The organism is Streptomyces sp. CB02056 (assembly GCF_001905545.1).
GTDB lineage: Bacteria > Actinomycetota > Actinomycetes > Streptomycetales > Streptomycetaceae > Kitasatospora.
The window spans coordinates 428,197-448,230 of the sequence record NZ_LIPD01000007.1; the positions used below are offsets into that span (position 1 = coordinate 428,197).

Sequence of the window (20,034 nt, forward strand, 5' to 3'; positions counted from 1 at the left end):
CCGCTATCCGTGCCGGCCTCATTGCCGTTCCCCCGCTCGCAGTTCGGTGGCGATCTGGCGCCGGCCGGCGACCAGGGTCTCCAGCACCACCCCGAGGCCGACCACCAGGGCCAGACCGGCGGTGGGCAGCAGCACCGGCAGCACCGCCGGGGCCAGGGTCTCGCCGACGGTGGCACCGACCAGCGCCGAGAGGTCGAAGGCGCCCCCGAGCAGGGCGACCGCGGCCAGCGCGACCAGCCCGCCGCCGACGGCCGCCGCCAGGGTCTGCGGCAGCGCCTCGGCGATGATCAGCACCAGGCCCTGCCGGGGCCGCAGGCCCATGGTGCGCAGCCGGGCGAGCACCGCCGTACGGTCCGGCGCGGCCCGCAGCAGCGTCAGCAGCACGGCCAGCAGGGCGAAGCCGGCGGCGGCGAAGCCCGAGTACCAGAACAGCCGCCCGGCGGCGTGCTGCACCGGGTCGCCGGCCAGCTCGGCGATCTTCTCGCGGCTGCTGTGCACCACGTAGCCGGGGGGCAGGCCGGCGGTGGTCTTCCCGGCCGCCGTGGCCTCCGCGTCGATCAGCTTGGCGACGCGCCCCAGGAGCTCGCCGCTGCCGATGGCGCGCTCCCGCAGCAGGGCGCGGACCCGGTCCGGATCGACGTCGCCGACGGCGAACCACTTATTCACCCGGTTCGACCGCTTGAGCTCCGGCAGGTGCTCCGCGGCGGGGCCGGCCGGCACCACGACGAAGGGCTTGCCGGGGTCCGGGAAGGCGGGCGTGGCGGTGACGATCCCCGCGACGCTGGTGGCCATCTGGCTGCCGGAGGGCGTGCGCACCTGCGGTGCGCCCGAGTCCAGGTGCGCGGCCAGGTCCCGGCTGAACAGCGCGGGGACCGGGCCGTCCTTGCCGCCCGGGGCGGCGGTCAGCCTGGCCGGGTCGTACCCGCCGACCCCGACGGTGCGGGAGATCTCCGCGTAGGCCTCGGGCTCGACCACCACCAGGACGGCCTCGGCGGTCTCCCGGTCGGCGCCGACGAAGGTGGCCCGCTCCTCGATCCACGCGCCGGTCGCCGCCCGGACGCCGGGCAGTTCGCCGGCCGCCTTGGTGAAGGCCTCCGGCAGGTTGGCGTAGAGCGGGACGGAGACGGACACATCGCCGCCGGTGGAGAGCCGCGCGGCACGCGCCCGGGAGTGGTCCACCGTGTCGAGCACGGTGGCCCCGAAGCCGGTGGCGGTGACGGCGATCAGCAGGGCGAGCAGCGGCAGCGCGGAGGGCCGCCGCCGGCCCGAGTTGTCGCGGGCGGCCCGGACCAGGCCGAGGAAGCCGACCAGGCCGCGGCCGCGGCCGGCGAGTGCGGCCAGCCAGCCGACCACGACCGGCTCGATCCTCGCCAGCAGCAGGCCGCCGGAGACGGCGAGCAGCAGCGGGGCGGCCACCAGCAGCGGGTCGACGCCGCTACCGGGGTGGCCGACGCCGCGACGTCGGACCTCGGCCACGGCCGCGGCGGTGACGGCCAGCACGGCGAGTTCGCCGACCATCCGGCGCCAGCCGCCGGCCGCCCGCGGGCGCGCCCAGAGCAGCGCGGCCCGGACCGGGAAGACCAGGATCGCGAGCAGGGTCACGGCGAGCGCCAGCAGCACCGGGGTGCCCCAGCGCGGGGTGGGCAGCAGCACCAGCGCGAGGGCCGTGCCGAGCACGGCGGCGGGCAGCACGGTCACCGCGCCCTCCCCGAGCAGCCGCAGCAGCACCCCGGTGCGCGAGCCGCCGCGGGCCTGGAGCAGCCGGATCTCGGCCGTGCGCCGGTCCGTGCTGAGCGCCGCGGCCAGGCAGAGCACCACGACCGCGACGCCGGCGACACCGGCCGGCCCGATGGCGCCGAGCGGGGCCGCGGCCTGGTAGCGGGCGGTGGCCCGGGCGAGGACGTCCGGCATCAGCGAGGTGGCGTGCAGGTCGGCCCGGAGGGTGGCGTCGATCAGGGCGGTCATGCCGGGGCCGGCCGTGTACGAGCCGAGGACCTCGCGGGTGTGGTCGAGCTCGTCGGCGCGCAGCGAGCCGGGGTCGACGGGCAGCCGCCAGAAGTTCTGGCCGCTCGAACCCCAGCGGGCCAGCGCGGTCAGGCTGCCGCCGTCGACGAAGCCGCTGGTCCAGTACCACGCGTCCTCGCCCTTGACGCCCAGGCAGGCCCTGGACGGGCAGCCGAGTCCCTCCCAGAACGGGTCCTGGGGGTCGTTGACCCGGTAGAGGCCGGTCACGGTGGTGCGCAGCGCGACCGGTCCGTCGGTGCCGCTCTCGATGACGTCGCCGACCTTGATGTTGATGGCCTCGGCGGCCTGCTGGCTCAGCGCGATCGGCAGCGGGCCGTCGACCGGGGCGGGGCCCGGCCAGGTGCCCGCGGTCAGCGTCGCCCGGTCGGCGAGGCCGTGCAGGTAGAACAGGCCGAGCCCCGGGACGGCCCGGTCGGAGAGCCGGGTGAACCCCGGGTTGAACATCTTCCGCTCGGTCTTGATCCGGGTGCCGTGGACCTGGGCGGACGCGCTCAGCGGCAGCTGCCGTCCGATCTGCGCGTCGAACTTCCGCTGCAGGGCTTCGAGGGCGGCGCCGTCGTCGCCGGGGGCCAGCCCGGAGGTGACCTCCAGGTTGGTGACGTTGGTGCCCAGGCCGCGCGTGAACTCCTGGAGCGCGCTGTCCGCGTTCCGGTCCGCGATGCGCGGGAAGGCCGCCGCCAGGAAGACGGTGACGAGCGCGAGGGCCGCCGTGAGCAGCGCGGCCAGCGGCATCGCGCGCAGCCGGGTGCGGACCCAGGGCGCGGGCCGGTGGGCCCGCGCCGGTTCGGGCGCCGGCGGCGGCGCGTGGGTGGGCACGGTGGTGCCGGCCTTGGTGGTCACATCTCCTCCACGTGGCGCAGCCGCGCGGCCACGTCTCGACGCCGGCGGCCGATCAGGAAGGCCGACAGCAGCGGGACGACGGCGATCGCCCCCGCGAACAGCAGCGCCTGACCGAACGGCAGCTCGACCAGGGCCTCCGGCACCGGGCGGCGGGCCGCCGGGGTCAGCACCACGAAGGGCACGATCAGCCGGACGAGCAGGGCTCCGAGGGCGAGGCCGACGATCCCGCCCAGGCCGACCAGCACCGCGTTCTCGGCGGCGACGGTCCGGGTGACCTGCTTGCGCGGGGCGCCCAGGGCGAGCAGCAGCGCGGAGTCCCGGGAGCGCTCGTGCGCCGAACCGGCCACCGCGGCGGCGAAGCCGATCGCGGCGAGCACGGCGGTGACGATCGCGATGGCCATCAGCGCGCTCTGCGGGGCGGCGCCGACCGGGTCGCCGAGGAGGCCCTCGGAGACCTCCTCGTAGAGCGCGAGGTCCTGGCTGCCGGGCGCGCCGCGCAGGGCGGCGGCGGCCTCGGCCGGGATGCGGTCGCCCGGCCCCGTGGCGGGCAGCCACCACTCGGTGCGGGAGGGCAGGTTGCGGTCCTGGACGGACAGCATCCGGGCGACCGAGCCGAGGTCCAGCAGCAGCGCCCGCTGGCCGGCCACCGGGAGGGCCTCGACCGCGCCGGTCACCTTGACCGGGACGACGACCCCGCTGAACGGCACCTGGAGGGTGTCGCCGACGGAGGCTCCGACGGACTTCAGGTAGTCGTGGGTGGCGACGCCGTTGACGGCGGCCGGCAGGGGCGCCCCGGTCGGGCTCAGCACCGCGCGGATCGGGTCTCCGATGCCGCCCGCGGGGTGGTAGCGGACCGTGAACAGGCTGTCGGGGGCGGCCGCTTCGGAGGCGAGCGCGGCCACCGGCGAGCCGCCCGCGCCGTTGCGGGACTCCGGCGGCTTGATGGTCCAGCCGGCACCGGACGGCACCGGGACGGCGGTGGACGGTCCGTCGGCGGTGTCCGAGACGGCCAGGTTCCGCAGGGTGACCTCGCCCTCGCTGCGGTCGCCGAAGGCGACGTTCGCGCCGACCACTGTCAGCGGGGCGGCGACCGAGCCCACCGGGGCGTCGACCAGCGCGCCGAGCCGGATCGAGGAGTGGACCTGGCCGTTCATCGGGAGCTCGCCGAACGGGACCTTGTGGACCAGGCCGAAGCGGTCGCGCAGCAGCAGCCGGACCTCGGGCTGGATCGGGACGCTGGTGAACCGCGAGTTCTTCGGCTCCTGCTGGCTCACCGCGATGTCCGCGTCGATCCGCAGCGGGCTGCCGGGCAGCGGGATGCCGGCGGGGGCGGGGGAGGCGAGCGAGCCGAAGACCTCCGTACCGGTGCGGCCGTCGAGCAGGTCGGAGCGGACCGGGACGCGTTCGGCGAAGGCGGCGGCGTCCACGGCCATCAGCTGGCCGGAGCCGCCCTGCAGCGGCTGCTCATCGCGCACCACCGCGACCAGCCGGTCGCCGCCGGGCAGGCTGCCGTAGCGGCCGCCCTGACCCATCGGCGCGTTGTGCGAGCCGGAGATGCGCAGGCCGCCGGCCGTGGCGAAGGCCGCCTGGTCGCGCTGGGAGGCGGTCCAGGTGGCGTGCTGACCGAGCGCCAGGACACCGGTGGCCACGGCCATGACGAGGAGCAGGACGGGGCCGGTGGCGCGGCCGGGCCGGCGGGCCAGCTGCCAGCCGACCATGGCGGGGCCGAGGCCGCTGCCCCGGGCCGCCGCGCGGGCGCCGAGCCGGGCGACGACCGGCAGCAGCCGCAGCACCACCAGGGTGCCGGCGCACAGGGCGAGGGTCGGGGTGGCGACCAGCAGCAGGTCCACGTCCAGCCGGCCGGTGGAGTCGGGGGACAGCCCGCCGCCGTACTGGTCGAGCTGCTGGTAAGCGAGGGCGGCCAGGGCGAGCACGGCGATGTCGCCGCCGTTGCGGGCGACGCCGGAGACCACCGCCTGGCGGCGGCCGGCCCGGCGGCGCAGGGCGGCACCGACGCCGCGCACCACGCTCGGCACGGTGGCCAGCAGGATGCAGGCGAACGCGCAGACCACGGCCACCGGCCAGAGCGACCAGCTGATGCCGGTGTCCAGGGCGACCTGGTGGGCGCTGCCGAGGCCGGCCAGCGCGCGGACCAGGAACGGGGTCAGCAGCGGCGCGAACACCGCCGCGGGCAGGGCCAGCAGCAGCGACTCCAGGGCGGTGAAGGAGCCGAGCCGGACGGCCGAGGCGCCGCGCGCGGCGAGCATCTCGTTCTCGGACTCCTGCCGCGCGGCGATCAGGTGCACGACCAGCAGCAGGGCCGCCGCGGCGAGCACCGCCAGCTGGAGGGCGCCGATCAACAGGGTGGACCGGGCGACCACCATGCTGTCGGACAACTCGCGCATGATGTCGGGCAGTTCGGTCTTCGCGGCGAGCGAACCGGAGGTCCGCAGCTCATCGGAGAGGCGCTGGGCGCGGTCGCCGACGGCCTGCGCGGCGGCCCGGTCGACGCCGGAGAAGTCGGCGTCCAGCGACCAGCCGCGGCTGCTCTGGACCAGGCCGGCCGTGGTGAAGGCGCTCTGGTCGACCATCATCGGGCCGAAGGTGGTGAAGCCGGCGACCTCGATCTCGTGGCCGCCGACCGGGTCGATCCGCCAGTACGGGGCGGCCGGGTCGGTGGCCCGGTAGACGCCGGTGATCCGGACGGTCAGCGGCTTGCTGTCGTTCCGGTCGACGAGCCGGACCTCGGCGGGCAGGGCCTGCTCGGTCAGACCGAGCCGGCGCAGCAGGCTCTGCGGGACGGCGGCCTCCGGGGCGGCGGACTGGGCCGGCCCGGTGGCGGCGCCCGGCCAGGCGCCGGCCACCAGTTGGACCCGGCCGCGGTCGAGGTCGGCGAGGACCGTCAGGTCGAGCTGGGCGCCGGGGGCCTGGCCGGCGGAGGCGCCGGCTGCGCCGGTGCCGCTCGCCGGGCTGCCGTTCGCCGCGGTGCCGTTGGCCGGACTGCCGTTCGCCGCACTGCCGTTCGCCGCGCCCCCGGAGCCGGGCAGGCTGTAGGAGCGGCTGCGCATCACGCTGTCGGTGTGCACGGGCAGGTCGCCGAAGAGCTTCTGCCGGTAGGAGGCGAGCGCCTCCTCGTCCTTCGTCCGCTGGTCGAGTCCGTGCTCGCCGGTCACCGTCACCGTGGTTCGTGCGTGACCGGGCCCTTGGAGCGCCTGTCGCAGGCCGGCCTCGCCGACACTGCTGTTGAAGGCGACCAAGGCGGTCAGCACGGATGTGGTGATCAGCACCGCGAGCAGGACGGCGGCAGCCAGCGGCACTCGTCCGCGCAGTCGGCGCACGACGAAGCCGAGCATCAGGTTCCTCCCCCGGACTTACGTCCCCGGTTGCATCCCCGGGCCCCGCTCGTCGGTCCGATCCGAGTGCCGATCCGCGTGCAGATCGGTCACAGATGGACACACCGCGGGCACACCGGCGCATTGATCACCGGCTATCGGTCGCCGGATAGCGGACGATGCTGTCAGATTCGATCCAGGAACGGAAGGGACTTGCGCGAATCAAGTAAGCAGTGAGCAAATTCCTTTCATTGGTAGCATCCCGGCCGGGGATGCCCTACTTGAAATGCCATGAACACCTCACAAATCCGGCTTCGGCGCACTCCTTTGGCCCGGGACACCGACTTCTCGGATTCCCGCCCGGGAACGTGAACCGCCGGAGCACTCATATCCGTAGAACCGGACGGGACCCGGATGGAACCGGGCCGCCACGCCCACAGGGGGACGCCGCATGACGCAGCCTCAGGCCGCCACCGCCGACACCACCACCCAGCCGATGGTGGCCGTCACCGACCTCCGCCGGAGCTTCGGCACCGGTGAGCGGACCGTGCACGCCCTGCGCGGCGTCTCGTTCACCGTCGGCCGTGGTGAACTCACCGCGCTCAAGGGCCGGTCCGGCTCCGGCAAGACCACCCTGCTGAACCTGGTCGGCGGCCTGGACGCACCGACCGGCGGCAGCATCGCGCTGGACGGCATCGACCTCGCCTCGCTGGACGAGGACGGCCGACTCGCCCTGCGGCGGGAGCGGATCGGCTTCGTCTTCCAGTCCTTCGGGCTGATCCCGATGCTCACCGCCGCCGAGAACGTCGGCGTGCCCCTGCGGCTGCGCAAGGCCCCGGCCGCCGAGCGCGAGGAGCGCGCCCACACCCTCCTCGCCCTGGTCGGCCTCGCCGACCACGCCAACCAGCGCCCCGGCGAGCTCTCCGGCGGCCAGCAGCAGCGCGTCGCCATCGCCCGTGCGCTGGCCAACCAGCCCAGCCTGATCATCGCCGACGAGCCGACCGGTCAGTTGGACTCCGAGACCGGCCGCTCGATCATGGAGCTGCTGCGCGCGGTGGTGCGCAGCGAGGGCGTCACCGTGCTGGTCGCCACCCACGACCCGACGCTGATGGGGCTCGCCGACCGGGTGATCGAGGTCCGGGACGGACGGATCGTCGAGGAGGAGGCGGAGCAGGCCGCCTAGCGGAACGGGCCCGGGCCCCGGGGCTGATCCCGGTGTGCGCTACGGGTGCGCGTGACAGGACTGCTTTACGGGGGTGGGGATGCGGGGTGCCTCCCCGCCCCCGTGGGGCGCCGGCGCTCGGACTCAGGGCCCGGCCGGGACGATCGATTGGGCGTGGTGGAACACCTCCTCCCCGTCCCAGTAGGCCTTGGTGCGTTGCAGCCGTGGGTAGTTGCCCTTGTAGTAGAGGCGCGGGTAGTCCGGGTCGGGCTGGTCGGCGGTGCCCAGGTCGGTGTCCGGGTAGTTGACGTAGGCGCCGTCCGTCGCGGTGTCGACCTCCGGGACACCGCCCGTCTCCCGGTAGACGTCGCGGTACAGCCCGCTCAGGTAGGCGAGGTGCTCCTCGTCCTCGGCCGGGTCCGTCCAGTGCGTCTGGTACTGCAGCTTCATGATCGAGTCGCGCTGCGGGACGGCCGTCTCCTCGGGGCGGCGGGCGTTGATCCGGCAGCCGTAGGAGTCGATCTGGACCACCGTGTTCGAGAGGTCCGCCCCCTCGACGTCCCGCGTCAGCCAGTCCCAGAAGGCGGCGATCTGCGCCGGGGCGAACGGCGCCCGGTGGTAGGCCGACTTGTGCTTGCCCCGCTCGTTGTCTCCCGAGGGGTTGAGCGTCATGGTCGCCTGGAACCACGGCATCCGGCGCCGCTTGTCCGGGTAGGGCAGGAACAGCCCGCCGGCCGAGCGGGTCTGCACCACCGCGCGCGTCGTCATCCCCTGTTCGACGGCGGCCACGAAGGCGTCGAGCGGGGCCGGGTCCGCTCCGTCCCACTGGCTGAACAGGACGACGTTCCCGTTGGAGTGGTGGGTGAGCTTGAGGATGGCGAACAGCCCCTGGTACACCGCCTCCCGCGGGCCGCTGTGCTCGGCCATGAAGGCGCCGAAGTTGGCCACCAGGGTCTCGAAGTCGGCCGGCCGCCGGAGCAGTTCGGCCCAGGGCCAGGCCACGCTGCTCAGCCAGACCCGGGGCGGCGGCTGGGGCACGTCCGACGCGAAGTGGTAGCGCAGCACCACCCCGAAGTTCCCGCCCCCGCCGCCGGTGTGGGCCCAGAAGAGGTCCTGCTCGGGCGAGCCCGGCGCGTCCTCGCGGTGCGCCTTCGTCACCACCGCCCGGCCGCCCCGGACGGTGACCACGTCGACCTGGACGAGGTGGTCTACGGTGAGCCCGTGCCGCCGGGAGAGCAGGCCGTACCCGCCGCCGCAGACGTGCCCGCCCGCGCCGACCGAGTAGCAGGACCCGGCGGGCAGGGTGACGGCGTACTCGCGGAACAGCGTGGTGTAGACGTCCCAGTTGGTCGCGCCGCCGTCGACGCCGTAGGTGGGCCGGCCGAACTTGTCGGTCGAGGCGGCGACGCCGCGCATCGTGCCGAGGTCGAGGATGACGCCTTGGTCGTTGTCGACGAAACCCTCGTAGCAGTGCCCGCCGCCGCGGACCGTCGGCCGTAGCCCGGCGTCCAGCGCGCGGTTCACCTCGGCGACCGCGTCGGCCTCGTCGCCCACCAGCCGGATGTAGGCGGGACTGCTGCTCCACCGCTGGTTGAAGCCCTGGGCGAGGGTCTGGTAGCGGGGGTCACCGGGCAGCACCGACCGCCCCTTCGGCAGCTCCCGGCGCGCGCCCTCGGCCGCCGCCGCGCCCGTGGAAGCGGCGGTGATCCCGGCGGCCGCCGCGCCGGCACCGCCCAGGAATCCCCGCCGGGAGAATTCGTACCGCATGTTCCGTCCCCACTTTCCCGAGTCCGAGAGAAGCCGGCGGCCCGCACGCTAACACGGATATCCGGCCACGGGAATCGGTTAATGGAAAGTGTGACAGTACGTCATTCCTGCTGGTCCGACCTGGTCTTGACCGTCACCATGACACCGGAATCCCATTGTCAGTGGCATGGGCTATGGTCGCCGACGAATCGCAGGAATCCGCTCCACGGGAGGTTCGATGACGATCCGTCTCCGCATTTTCCGCGTTCTCCGGGCCCTCCCGGCCCTCCGGGAACTCGCCCGGAAAACACGGTCGTGGTGGTCGGCTGCACCGCCGACCACCACGACCGTCAAACCCTCCCCCGGGTCACCGGGGGCCGTTCCGTCAGACCGCCGGGAAGATCTCCGCGTCCGGCTTCAGCAGCTGGCCGGCCGCCGGCGCGGTGCCGTCGACCAGGTAGCGGGTGACCATCTTGTTCAGCGCCTGGCTGCGGCCGACCGCGCAGTGCTCGATCGAGTCGACGCTGACCAGCACCGCGTTGCCCAGCTCCTGCTGCATCCGCTGGGCGAACTTGTACTGGGTGGCCGGGTCGTAGAGGTTGCCGATCACCATCACGGTGTTGGAGGTCTTCTTGTTCCACGGGCCGGAGAAGCGCTCGGCGTCCCGGGCCGGGGCCGGCCAGCTCGCGCACGCGGGCGCGTCGAAGGCCTGGTAGCGGCCGAAGGTCGGCATCTCCTTCTCCCAGGCCTTGGCCGCGTTCGCGAACACCCGGTCGTTGGAGGGGTACGGCTTGTCCTGGCAGTTGACAGCCATGTAGGAGTCGTCCGCGGTGTACTCGGAGTCGACCGGGGCCTCCCGCAGCGCCGTCCGCGGGACGTCCACCGAGAGCAGGTTGGCGTCCTCGTCCGAGACGTTCGCCTGCGGGGCCAGCAGGGCGGCCGCGGCCGGCTTCTGGAACACCTGGTAGGTCGCCTGGAGGGACTTGGCCAGCGGGGCCAGCTTGGCCTGCGAGTACAGGGCGCTGGCCACCTCGCCGGTGAAGCTGCTCAGCGTCACCTTGGAGCCGTTCGGCAGCGTGATCGGGCTGGTCCGCAGGTGGTCGCGGAGCTGGTCGAACTTGGCCCGGGTGTCGCCCTCGCCGAAGGCGCAGCGCGGGGCGCCGGCGGTCTGGCAGCGCTTGAGGAACTCGTCCAGGGCCAGCTCGAAGCCGTTCGCCCGCTGGCGGTCGTACTCCAGGCCGTTGTGCAGGCGCAGGTTCGGGTCGACGTTGCCGTCGACGATGATCGCGCGGACCTTGTTCGGGTACATGTTGGCGTACGTCGAACCGATCAGGGTGCCGTAGGAGAACCCGGCGAAGGTGAGCTGGGCGTCACCGACGGCGCGGCGCATCCGGTCGAGGTCGCGCACCACGTTGATGGTCGACATGTGCTCGATCAGCGGGCCGGCGTTCTTGCTGCACGCGTCGGTGTAGTCCTGGTCCGCGTCCAGCGTCTCGTTGATCTCGGCCTTGGTGACCGGCACGCCGACCATGCGGTTGGTGACCGCGTCGGCGTCCTCCTGGGTCTTGAAGCACTTGAGCGGGTTGCTCCGGGCCACGCCGCGCGGGTCGAAGCCGACCAGGTCGAACTTCGACTGCACCTCGGTGCCGAAGCGGGCGGTCGTCGCCCACAGGTAGCCACTGCCGCCCGGGCCGCCCGGGTTGAGGAACAGCGAGCCGATCCGCTTCGACGGGTCGCTCGCCCGCCGCCGCATCATCGCGATGCCGACCTTCTCGCCCGACGGCTTGTCGTAGTCCAGCGGCACGGGGTAGACGGCACAGTCGTAGATGCCGGGGTCCGGCTTGGTCGGGTCGGGGTTGCACGGCGTCCAGGCGACGGGATCGACCTTCGCCTCGGCCAGGCTCGGGGTCTGGTCAATAGGCGCTGCCGAAGCGGCGGCGGCGGTGCCGGTGACAAGTGCGAGAGCGCAGGTGACCGCTCCGGCCAGCGTGGATATGCGGGACAAGGAACCTCCTCCGTACTGAAAGGGCGGCCCCAGCCTGTCAGTCGGAGATCTCCGTGGGAAGACCTGGGAGCGGCGTAAATCATCCACCCGCGATGTGACACATCGCGAAATATTCTGTGAATGAACCAACTTGACGGTTGATTGACCTGAGATTTCGTCATCCCGCGTTGCCGATCGGCCGTCGGCCGTCCGGGTTCGGTGGGGGGCGGGCGGCGTCCGGCGGGGGGTCTGCGCAGCCGACAAGGGCGCGGATTTCCCGCGCGGCCGAACACCCAGGGGCTCCCGCTATTGCGCGATCGGCATCGAGGGCACGGCGCTCCCCGCCGGTGCTCGGCGGCCCGTGGACGGGAGATGGTCCCACGCCTCGCAGGCGCGAGCCGGGTCGCGCCGGCGAGGAGCGGCACGCCTCAACTCGCGGCCGCTCCCCGCAGGGCGGCCGCCACCAGTCCCTGGATCGCGTCGACACCGGGCTCGCCGCCGCCCACCAGGTGCTCGAAGACCAGGCCGTCGACGCAGGCCAGCAGTGTGGTGGTCCGCCCGTCGGGGTCGCTCACGCCCTGGTCGGCGAGGAACGCGCGAACGGCGGCGCGCCCGGCGTTCTCCCGCGGGACGAGGATCTCGCGCAGTTCGGGATCGCGCACACTCTCCACCGCGCAGGCGTACCGGGCCAGCGAGCGCCGCCGCCCGTCGCCGGACAGTCGTTGCCGCATCAACTCGGCGATGCCGTCGGCCAGTTCCTCCGACGAACGGACCGGCACCCGCTCCCCCATGGCGTGCAGCTCGCCCTGGTCCAGCTCCACCAGCCGCCGCACCAGCGCGGTGAGCAGGGCCTGCCTGGTCCGCAGGTAGGCCGAGGTGGTTCCGACCGGCAGCCCGGCCGCCGCGTCGACCGCCCGGTGGGTCAGTCCGCGCACCCCGAGGTCGGCCAGCACCCCGATCGCGGCGTCCGCCAACACCGTCCGGCGGTCCGGCCGCCCCGCATCGTCCCGCTTCTGGTCCTCGTGTCGCCGCATCCCTCCTTTCTACCGGGGCCGCGGCACCCGGCGCGCACCACCTCGGTCCGAGCCGACCGCCGACCGCCACCCCACCACCCCGAACCGCCCTGGCGGACCCCGGCGGACCCCGGCGGCCCCGCCCCCACCCCCGTCCACCTGCTGACAGCCCCGTAGTACGCTCCTTCTACAGATGTAGAAAGCAGCGCGGCAACACGGGAAGGACCGGGCATGAGCAGCAGCAGCGCGGTGGTGGTCGGGGGCGGCATCGGCGGACTGGCGGCCGCGATCGGGCTCCGACTGGCGGGGTGGGACGTGACCGTGGTCGAGCGGGCGGCCGTCCTGGACGATGCGGGCGCCGGCATCTCGCTGGCCGCCAACGGGATGCGCGCGCTCGCCGCCCTGGGGGTCGGCGAGGCGGTCGAGGCTGCCGCCCGCCGCCAGTACACCGGCGGCACCCGGACGCCGGATGGCCGCCGGCTCGCCGCGATGGACGGTGCGGCACTGGAACGCGAGCTGGGCGCCCCGATCGTCGGGATCCCCCGCGCTGCTCTGCACCGCATCCTGCGCGAGGCGCTGCCCGCCGAGTCCCTGATCGTCGGCGCCGAGGTGACCGAGCTGGACACCACCCGGCCGTTCCGGGTCCGGGTCGGGTTCGGCGGCACCACCCCGGCGACCGACACCCAGCAGGCCAACCCCCGGCAGACCGACCCCCGGCACGCCGACCCCCAGCACTCCGACCGCCCGAAGGCCGACTTCCTGGAGGCCGACCTCCTGGTCGCGGCCGACGGCCTCAACAGCCGGCTCCGGCGCCGCCTCTTCCCCGACCACCCCGGGCCGGTCTACAGCGGCTCGACGGTGCTCCGGGCGATCACCGAGCGCCCGGTCGACGGGCTGAGGGCCGACTTCGAGATCACCTGGGGGCACGGCGCCGAGTTCGGCCACATCGCCTTCCCGGACGGCACCGCCGAGTGGCACGCGGTCCTGAACGCCCCGGCCGGGGTCCGCTACCGGGACCCGCTGGCCGAGGTCCGCCGCCGCTTCGCGCCCTGGCACGAGCCGATCCCCTCGCTGCTGGCCGCGACCCGGCCGGAGGCGGTGCTGCACCACGACATCAACGAGCTGACCACCCCGCTGCCCTCCTACGTCTCGGGGCGGGTCGCACTGCTCGGCGACGCGGCGCACGCCATGACGCCCCACCTCGGCCAGGGCGCCTGCCAGGCCCTGGAGGACGCGGTGACCCTGGCGGCGGCGCTCGCCGAGGCCCGGACGGTCGAGGGCGCGCTCGCCCGGTACGACGCGGCCCGCCGTCCGCGCAGCCAGACCGTGGCCCGGGACGCCCGCCGGGCCGGCCGGATGGGCCAGCAGCTCGCCCACCCCCTGGCGGTCGGCCTGCGCAACGCCGCGATCCGGCTCACCCCGCCCGGCGCGATGGTCCGGACCGTCCTGCGGCACGCCGACTGGACGCCGCCGCGGATCGCTCCGCGTGCCGCCTAGGCACAAGCCCATCGTCCCGCTTGACGCGGAATCAAGTTAGGCGCCATATTACTTCTCGTGACCCAGTACTCCGCGGGCGGTCCCACCGCCCCCAGCCTCGACCAGGCGCGCCGCCAGATCGCCCGCTACGGCCTCTCGGCCGATCCGCAGGCGATTCTGGTCGCGACCCGGCTGATGGCGGCGGGCGCCCGGATCAACCAGGCCGGCGAGGTGCACTTCGGCCGCTTCGGCCTCTCCACCGGCCGCTACCGACTACTGGCGGACCTGGAGGACCACGGCGGCGAGAAGTCGCCCTCCCAGCTCGCGGCGAGTCTCGGCGTCTCCCGGGCGACGGTGACCGGCCTGGTCGACGGCCTGGAGCGGGAGGGCCTGGTGGCCCGCCGGCCGTCCACCGAGGACGGCCGCGGCAACGTGGTGATCCTCACCGCGCGGGGCGCCGACAGGCTGCGGGAGCTGGCGCCCGAGCACTTCGCCCGGATGCAGGCGCTGGTCGGGGGGCTCTCCACCGAGGAGCGCGCCACCTTCCTGGACCTGCTGGGCCGGGTGGTCGCGGGCATGGACGCGCTCACCGAGGACTGATCCGCACCCAGGCGGGCCGCCGTTCGGTGGCCCGCCTCCTCTCAGCCTCAATAGTTAGGTACCTAAGCACAAATACTTAGGTACCTAACTACCAACGAAAGGACATCCGCTCCGATGAGCAAGAAGGCCCCCGGCGCTCCCCCGCCCTTCATCCTGTGGCGCGAGGTCCTGCTCGCCTACGCCATGCCCGCCGCCATGGCCGGGGCCGGTGGAGCCGTCACCGGCCAGCCCCAGCTGGTGGCCGCCGCGCTCACCACCATCGGCGGCACCTCCGCCCTGGTGGCCGCCGCACTCGGCACCGCACTGCGCCGCCGCCCCGTCCGCACCCGGCCGGCCCGGACCCCGCGCGCCCTCGCGGCCGCCGCCCTCGGCCTGGCCGGAGCCGCGCTCGGCCTGGCCGTCGGCCTCGCCGCCGCCCACTGGCTGCCGCAGGTCCCCCGGCTGGCCGCCAGCCCGTGGCCGCACCGGCTCCCGGTCGACCTGCCGGTCTCCTCGGCGATCGCCGCCACCATCACCACCTGGCACTGGCGCGGCAGCCGCCCGGCCCGCACGGCACAGCACCGACTCCCCACCGCACCCCTCCCCGAAAGGCAGACGTCATGATCGTCATCATGGGCGCCGGTGGCGCCACCGGCGGCGCCACCCTCCGCAGCCTCGCCGCCCTCGGCGCACCGAGCCGCGCCCTCAGCCGCGAGCCCGCCCGGCTGGCCGCCGCACTCGACGAGCGCACCCTCGCCCGCACGGCCACCCTCCCGGCGGACGCCGCCGACCCGGCCTCCCTGCGCGCGGCCTTCCGTGGCGCGCACCAGCTCTTCCTCACCATGGCCAATGGCCCGCAGCAGGTCCGGTACGAGCTGAACGCGATCGAGGCGGCGGTCGACTGCGGCGTGGAGCACATCGTCAAGGTCTCCGCGCCCGCCGCCGAGCCGGACTCCCCCGTCGCCGTCTCCCGCGGCCACCACCTGATCGAGGAGCGGCTGCGCTCCTCCGGCATCACCACCACCGTCCTGCGGCCGTACGCGTTCATGCAGAAGCTGCTGCTCCTGGCGCCCGGCATCGCCGCCGCCGGAGTGGTGCACGGCGCGCTGGGACAGGCGCGCTGCAACTACGTGGACGCCCGGGACATCGGGGACGCGGCAGCCGAGGTGCTCACCCGCCCCGAGCTCGCCGGTGGCACCTATCCGCTCACCGGCGGGCGGGCCTACAGCTACCCGGAGCTTACCGCGCTGCTGGGCGAGCTGCTCGGCCGGCCGGTCCGCTACCTCGACCTGGGCCCGTCCGAGCTGCACGCCCACCTGGTCGGCCGGGCCGGGATGCCGGACTGGCTGGCCACCCACGTGGTGGAGATCCAGCGGCTCGCGGTGGTCCGCAAGGAGACGCCGGACGACACCTTCCTCCGCCTCGCCGGACGCGCTCCGCGCACCCTGGAGGCCTTCCTCGGCGAGAACCTGCACCGGTTCCGCTGACCGCCGGGCCGTACGGCGGGCCGGGACCGGACCGAAGGGGCCGAGCTCGAAACCCGGCCCGCCGACGGCCCGCCACCCGAAGGGAGCAGCATTCGCTGTGGCGTGGATCACGGTCGAAGAATCGACCTGACGATCCGTCAATTTCACTGACACCTCGTCACATGGGTTCCAACGGGGCTCAGTTATTGACTGATGAAGCGTCAGATTCGGCCACTCCGGCGCCAGTTGGGCCGTGCGTCCGCTCCTGCCGGGTCGCCGCGCCGGGGCTACCATCGGTCGGGTTGTCCGCTCCGGCCCCGGAGTGGGGTCACCCGATCAGGCGGTGCCCCCACCGCCCCAGGGGTCGGGCATCGGTCGGAACGGGGCGAGGACGAGGAGCGCACGGCTGCCATGACAGCTGAACCGAGCTACCCGGAGCAGTACCCCACGCCACCGCAGGATCCGACGCCCCACGCCGACCCCGTCCAGGGGTCCACGCCCCACGCCGAACCCGCCCAGGCGCCGGTGCCGCAGGCCGAGCCGGCCCTCGCCCTGTTCCCCGGCCGCCCGGCCGCCGCCCCGCGCACCCTGGTCGACGTGCTGGACGCCACCGTGTCCGCCCACCCCGACGAGCCCGCCCTGGACGACGGGCGCACCGTGCTCAGCTACCGCGCGCTGGCCGCCGAGGTCGAGCAGCTGCGCCGCCGGCTGGCCGCCGCCGGGATCGGCCCGGGCGACCGGGTCGGCGTGCGCGTGCCCTCCGGCACCAACGACCTGTACGTCTCGATCCTCGCGGTGCTCGCCGCCGGGGCCGCCTACGTCCCGGTGGACGCCGAGGACCCGGACGAGCGCGCCGAGCTGGTCTTCGGCGAGGCCGCCGTCGCCGCCGTGCTCGGCGCCGGACGCGGCCTGGCGACCACCGGCGAACGCGCTCCCGCCCTGGAGCGCCGCCCCACCCCCGCCGACGACGCCTGGATCATCTTCACCTCCGGGTCGACCGGCAAGCCGAAGGGCGTGGCCGTCACCCACCACAACGCCGCCGCCTTCGTGGACGCCGAGGCCGCGCTCTTCCTCCAGGAGGAGCCGATCGGCCCCGGCGACCGGGTGATGGCCGGCCTCTCGGTGGCCTTCGACGCCTCCTGCGAGGAGATGTGGCTGGCCTGGCGGCACGGCGCCTGCCTGGTGCCGGTCCCCCGCTCCCAGGTGCGCAGCGGCGCCGACCTCGGCCCGTGGCTGGCCGAGCAGGAGATCACCGTGGTCTCCACCGTCCCGACCCTGGCCGCGCTGTGGCCGGCCGAGGCCCTCAACGAGGTGCGGCTGCTGATCTTCGGCGGCGAGGCCTGCCCGCCCGAGCTGGTGCAGCGCCTGGTCACCGAGGGCCGCGAGCTGTGGAACACCTACGGCCCCACCGAGGCCACCGTGGTCGCCTGCGCCGCCCTGCTGACCGGCGAGGGCCCGGTGCGGATCGGCCTGCCGCTGGACGGCTGGGACCTCGCCGTGGTGGACGAGGCCGGCCTGCCGGTCGCCCCCGGCGGCACCGGGCAGCTGGTGATCGGCGGGGTGGGCCTGGCCCGCTACCTCGACCCGGAGAAGGACGCCGAGAAGTACGCGCCGCTGCCCTCGCTGGGCTGGGAGCGCGCCTACCGCAGCGGCGACCTGGTCCAGGCGGACCCGGCCGGCCTGCTGTTCCTCGGCCGCACCGACGAGCAGATCAAGCTGGGCGGCCGCCGGATCGAGCTCGGCGAGGTCGACGCGGCCCTGCAGGCCCTGCCCGGCGTGGCGGGCGCGGCGGCCGCCGTCCGGACCGCGCGCGGCGGCAACCAGCTGCTGGTCGGCTACCTGGTGGTCCAGGACGGCTTCGACCGCGAGCAGGCCGTCGAGCGGCTGCGCGCCGAGCTGCCCGCCGCCCTCGTGCCGCTGCTGGCGACCGTCGAGGCCCTGCCCACCCGGACCTCCGGCAAGGTCGACCGGGCCGCCCTGCCCTGGCCGCTGCCCGAGCTGGAGAACGCGGGCCCCGGCGAGGAGCTGTACGGCACCGAGGCCTGGCTGGCCGAGCAGTGGTCGGAGATCCTCGGCGTGCGGGTCGGCGGCCCGCGCGACGACTTCTTCGCGATCGGCGGCGGCAGCCTGGCCGCCGCCCGGCTGACCACCCTGCTGCGCACCCGCTACCCGAGCGCGGCCGTGCTGGACATCTACCAGCACCCGACGCTGCGCAAGCTCGCCCGGCACCTGGAGCGCTCCGCCGGCGAGAGCGCCGAGGCCCGTACCGTCGCCCTGGTGCCGACCAGGGCCAAGCTGCTCCAGCTGCTCCTGCTGGTTCCGCTGTTCACCGTCGTCGGCCTGCGCTGGACGGTCGCCCTGCTGGCCGCCGGGAACCTGCTGACCCACCTCGGCGACTACCCGTGGGCGCCGACCGCCTCCTGGTGGTGGGTCGGCGCGGGCGCGCTCGCGCTGTACACCCCGGCGGGCCGGCTGGCCGTCGCGGCGGGCGGCGCCCGGCTGCTGCTGCGCGGGGTGCGCCCGGGCAGCCACCCGCGCGGCGGCTCCGTCCACCTGCGGCTGTGGACCGCCGAGCGGCTGGCCGAGCTGAGCGGCGCGGACTCGCTGTCCGGCGCCTGGCTGACGCGCTACGCCCGGGCGCTGGGCGCCAAGGTCGGGCCCGAGGTGGACCTGCACTCGCTGCCGCCGGTCACCGGGATGCTGAAGCTGGGCCGCGGCTGCGCGGTCGAGGCCGAGGTGGACCTGTGCGGCTACTGGCTGGACGGCGACCGGCTGCTGATCGGCCAGGTCAAGATCGGCTCCGGTGCCGTGGTCGGCACCCGGTCGACGCTGCTGCCCGGCGCCCGGGTCGGCAAGCGCGCCCAGGTGGCGGCCGGCTCCAGCGTCACCGGGCAGGTGCCGACCGGCCAGCGCTGGGGCGGCGCGCCCGCCGTCAAGCTGGGCCGCACCGAACGCGCCTGGCCCAAGGAGCGCCCCGCCCGCCGGGCCCGCTGGGCCTCGCTGTACGGCGCCAGCGGTGCCGTGCTCGGCCTGCTGCCGGCGCTGCCGGCGCTCGCCGCGCTGGCCGTGCTGTCCCGGTTCGTCGACCAGGGCGCGGCGCTCGGCCCGGCGCTCGGCGGCGCGCTGCTCGGCCTGCTGCCCGCCACGCTGGCGTTCGGCGCGGTGTACGCGGCGCAGCTGGTGGTGCTGGTCCGGCTGCTGAGCACCGGCCTGGTGCCCGGGACGCACCCGCTGCACGGCCGGGTGGGCTGGCAGGCGTGGACCGTCACCCAGCTGATGGACCGGGCCCGCGAGGTGCTGTTCCCGCTCTACGCCGGGCTGGTCACGCCGCTGTGGCTGCGCACCCTCGGGATGCGGGTCGGCCGGGGCGCGGAGGTGTCCACGGTGCTGGCGCTGCCCAGCCTGACCACGGTCGGCGACGGCGCGTTCCTGGCCGACGACACCCTGATCGCCCCGTACGAACTCGGCGGCGGCTGGGTGCGGCTCGGCGAGGCGAAGGTCGGCGAGCGGGCGTTCCTCGGCAACTCGGGGATGACCGCGCCGGGCCGCTCGGTGCCCAAGCGCGGCCTGGTGGGCGTGCTGTCGGCGACGCCGGCGAAGGCGAAGAAGGGCGGCTCGTACCTGGGCATGCCGCCGATGCGGCTGCCGCGTTCGGCGGACCTGGCCGACCAGAGCCTGACCTACGAGCCGCCGGCCCGGCTGCTGTGGGCGCGCGGGCTGGTCGAGGTGGCCCGGCTGGTGCCGGTGCTGGCCTCGGCGGCGCTGGGCCTGCTGACCGCGGCGGCGCTGTCCTGGCTGGCGGCCGGCTCGCCGCTGACCGCCGCGCTGCTGTCGGGCCTGGTGCTACTGGCGGCCGGCGCCCTGGCCTGCCTGGTCTCGGCCGCCGCCAAGTGGCTGCTGGTCGGGCGGTTCCGGGCGGTGGAGCACCCGCTGTGGAGCGGCTTCGTGTGGCGCAACGAGCTGGCGGACACCTTCGTGGAGATGCTGGCGGTGCCGTGGCTGGTCGGCGCGGTGCCGGGCACCCCGGTGCTGAACCTGTGGCTGCGCTCGATCGGCGCGCACGTCGGGCACGGGGTCTGGTGCGAGAGCTACTGGCTGCCGGAGGCGGACCTGGTCACCCTCGGCGACGGGGTCACCATCAACCGGGGCTGCGTGGTGCAGACGCACCTCTTCCACGACCGGATCATGCGGATGGATACTGTGGTCCTCCGCGAGGGCGCCACCCTGGGCCCGGGCGGCATCGTGCTGCCCGGCAGCACGGTGGGCGCGCGCAGCACGCTGGGCCCGGCCTCGCTGGTGATGCGCGCCGAGTCCGTCCCCGCCGACACGCGGTGGCTGGGCAACCCGATCGAGGCGTGGCAGAGCACGCCGTGACCACCTCCCCGTCCCCCCGTCCCGGCCCGCAGGAAGC

11 protein-coding genes are annotated in these 20,034 nt (G+C 74.7%); 6 read left to right on the forward strand and 5 right to left on the reverse strand.

What is annotated here, in order from left to right; all coding sequences use genetic code 11:
* Positions 1–18: 18 nt before the first annotated feature.
* Positions 19–2,865, reverse strand: coding sequence for a hypothetical protein (locus AMK13_RS43615; protein ID WP_074003593.1), 2,847 nt, complete (start codon positions 2,863–2,865; stop codon positions 19–21).
* The gene (locus AMK13_RS20795) at positions 2,862–6,218 is read right to left on the reverse strand and encodes an ABC transporter permease (RefSeq protein WP_074003594.1); all 3,357 of its coding nucleotides are present in this window, start codon (positions 6,216–6,218) and stop codon (positions 2,862–2,864) included. The genes AMK13_RS43615 and AMK13_RS20795 overlap by 4 nt, the downstream gene beginning before the upstream one ends.
* Before the next feature lie 430 nt (positions 6,219–6,648).
* On the opposite strand from AMK13_RS20795, the gene AMK13_RS20800 reads away from it, so the two are divergent.
* A complete protein-coding gene (locus tag AMK13_RS20800; protein ID WP_049656422.1) occupies positions 6,649–7,380 on the forward strand; it encodes an ABC transporter ATP-binding protein in 732 nt (243 codons plus the stop codon).
* Between the two features lie 123 nt (positions 7,381–7,503).
* Here AMK13_RS20800 and AMK13_RS20805 read toward each other — a convergent pair whose 3' ends face one another.
* The 3 genes from AMK13_RS20805 to AMK13_RS20815 form a co-directional block, all read right to left on the reverse strand.
* Positions 7,504–9,126: an FAD-dependent oxidoreductase gene (locus tag AMK13_RS20805; RefSeq protein WP_107418797.1), complete on the reverse strand. Its 1,623-nt coding sequence runs from the start codon at positions 9,124–9,126 to the stop codon at positions 7,504–7,506.
* Between the two features lie 364 nt (positions 9,127–9,490).
* On the reverse strand, positions 9,491–11,110 hold the full coding sequence (locus tag AMK13_RS20810) for an alpha/beta hydrolase (protein ID WP_198959396.1): 1,620 nt from the start codon (positions 11,108–11,110) through the stop codon (positions 9,491–9,493).
* A 407-nt stretch (positions 11,111–11,517) separates the two neighbouring features.
* Complete coding sequence (locus tag AMK13_RS20815; RefSeq protein ID WP_074003595.1) at positions 11,518–12,123, reverse strand: TetR/AcrR family transcriptional regulator; 606 nt, start codon at positions 12,121–12,123, stop codon at positions 11,518–11,520.
* Between the two features lie 210 nt (positions 12,124–12,333).
* Between AMK13_RS20815 and AMK13_RS20820 the strand changes: the two genes are divergently transcribed.
* From AMK13_RS20820 to AMK13_RS20840, 5 genes are all read left to right on the forward strand, one after another.
* Entirely contained in the window at positions 12,334–13,599 is a 1,266-nt protein-coding gene (locus tag AMK13_RS20820) for an FAD-dependent monooxygenase (RefSeq protein WP_074003596.1), read from the forward strand.
* A 57-nt stretch (positions 13,600–13,656) separates the two neighbouring features.
* Positions 13,657–14,178 carry a MarR family winged helix-turn-helix transcriptional regulator gene (locus AMK13_RS20825; protein ID WP_241852973.1) on the forward strand — a complete coding sequence of 174 codons (522 nt, stop codon included), beginning with the start codon at positions 13,657–13,659 and terminating at the stop codon, positions 14,176–14,178.
* Between the two features lie 114 nt (positions 14,179–14,292).
* A complete protein-coding gene (locus AMK13_RS20830; protein ID WP_074003598.1) occupies positions 14,293–14,781 on the forward strand; it encodes a hypothetical protein in 489 nt (162 codons plus the stop codon).
* Complete coding sequence (locus AMK13_RS20835; protein WP_074003599.1) at positions 14,778–15,644, forward strand: NmrA family NAD(P)-binding protein; 867 nt, start codon at positions 14,778–14,780, stop codon at positions 15,642–15,644. Before AMK13_RS20830 ends, AMK13_RS20835 begins: the two co-directional genes overlap by 4 nt.
* Positions 15,645–16,034: 390 nt before the next feature.
* Positions 16,035–19,997, forward strand: coding sequence for a Pls/PosA family non-ribosomal peptide synthetase (locus tag AMK13_RS20840; protein WP_079272321.1), 3,963 nt, complete (start codon positions 16,035–16,037; stop codon positions 19,995–19,997).
* The last annotated feature ends 37 nt before the right edge of the window (positions 19,998–20,034 follow it).

Coding starts and splice junctions, on each gene's coding strand:
- AMK13_RS20795 (WP_074003594.1), bottom strand. CDS start 6,218: ATGCTCGGCTTCGTCGTGCGCCGACTGCGCGGACGAGTGCCGCTGGCT.
- AMK13_RS20800 (WP_049656422.1), top strand. CDS start 6,649: ATGACGCAGCCTCAGGCCGCCACCGCCGACACCACCACCCAGCCGATG.
- AMK13_RS20805 (WP_107418797.1), bottom strand. CDS start 9,126: ATGCGGTACGAATTCTCCCGGCGGGGATTCCTGGGCGGTGCCGGCGCG.
- AMK13_RS20815 (WP_074003595.1), bottom strand. CDS start 12,123: ATGCGGCGACACGAGGACCAGAAGCGGGACGATGCGGGGCGGCCGGAC.
- AMK13_RS20820 (WP_074003596.1), top strand. CDS start 12,334: ATGAGCAGCAGCAGCGCGGTGGTGGTCGGGGGCGGCATCGGCGGACTG.
- AMK13_RS20830 (WP_074003598.1), top strand. CDS start 14,293: ATGAGCAAGAAGGCCCCCGGCGCTCCCCCGCCCTTCATCCTGTGGCGC.
- AMK13_RS20835 (WP_074003599.1), top strand. CDS start 14,778: ATGATCGTCATCATGGGCGCCGGTGGCGCCACCGGCGGCGCCACCCTC.
- AMK13_RS20840 (WP_079272321.1), top strand. CDS start 16,035: ATGACAGCTGAACCGAGCTACCCGGAGCAGTACCCCACGCCACCGCAG.